This window comes from Martinezella calliandrae, assembly GCF_030272695.1.
Taxonomy (GTDB): Bacteria; Pseudomonadota; Alphaproteobacteria; order Rhizobiales; family Rhizobiaceae; genus Rhizobium; species Rhizobium calliandrae.
In genome coordinates, this window is record NZ_JARFYN010000153.1 from 1 (window position 1) to 1309 (window position 1309).

Consider the following 1309-nt stretch of genomic DNA (forward strand, 5'->3'; position numbering starts at 1 on the left):
AGTCCTCCTCTTCGCTGGATCAATCGTCGGCTTGTCGATGGTTCAACAGCAGTTTTTTCCGAGCTCCGACCGTCCGGAACTGATTGTCGACTGGAACCTGCCCCAGAACAGCTCGATCGCCGAAACGAGCCGTCAGATGGCCCAGTTCGAGCATGAGATGCTGACCGGCAATTCCGCCGTCGACCACTGGTCGACCTATGTCGGAAGCGGCGCGCCGCGCTTCATCCTTTCCTTCGATGTGCAGCCGGCTGATGCCGCCTTCGGCCAGACCGTCATCGTCCCCAAAGGGCTCGACGTGCGTGACAAGCTGAAGGAACAAGTGGAGGCTTACCTTCAGAAGACGTTCCCCGGCACCGACGCCTATGTGAAGCTTCTGGAAGTCGGACCCCCCGTCGGCAAGCCGATCCAGTATCGCGTTTCCGGGGAGGATCTCCAGACGGTGCGTGACCTGGCGCAGAAACTGGCGTCAATCGTCGGTACGCATCCTGCTCTGAAAAATCTTGCTTTCGACTGGAACGAACCAGCGCGCGTCGTGAAGATCAATGTGCTTCAGGACATGGCGCGACAGCTCGGCGTCTCATCGCAGGACATTGCGATGGCGCTCAACACTGTCGTGCAGGGTGAAGCCATAACGCAGGTCCGAGACGACATCTACCTCGTCGATGTCGTCGGCCGTGCCGCGGAACGCGAGCGCCGCTCGATCGATACCCTACTCGACCTGCAGCTGCAAAGCGGCAACGGCCAGTCCGTTCCGCTGTCGTCGGTCGCAACCTTCCACTACGAGCTCGAGCAGCCGACGATCTGGCGGCGCGATAGGGTTCCGACCATCACGATCAAGGCGGGCATCCGCGATGCCACTCAGCCGGCCACGATTGTGAAGGATCTTTCGGGCAGGGTTGCTGCGTTTGAAAAGACGCTGCCGCCGGGATATTCCGTTCAGGTCGCCGGCGCGGTTGAGGAAAGCGCCAAGTCGCAGGGCCCGATTGCCAAGGTAGCGCCCGCCATGTTCCTCGTCATGGCGACGCTACTGATGATCCAGCTTCAGAGTTTCCACCGGCTGTTCCTGGTCTTCTCGGTGGCTCCGCTGGCGCTCATCGGCGTCGTCGTGGCGCTGCTCGTCAGCAAAGCCCCGCTCGGTTTCGTCGCGCTCCTCGGCGTGCTCGCCCTCGTCGGTATTCTCATCCGCAACTCGGTGATCCTGATCGTCCAGATCGAGGAACTGCGTGCAGAGGGGATGTCGGCATGGAAGGCGGTGGTGGAGGCGACCGAGCACCGCATGCGGCCGATCATGCTGACGGCGGCCGCCGCG

The 1309-nt window shown here is 62.0% G+C and carries 1 protein-coding gene; it reads left to right on the forward strand.

Annotated features, from left to right (window positions below):
* Window positions 1-1309 (forward strand): efflux RND transporter permease subunit (locus PY650_RS36450; protein ID WP_285884945.1); only part of this gene is annotated, 1309 nt, incomplete at both ends.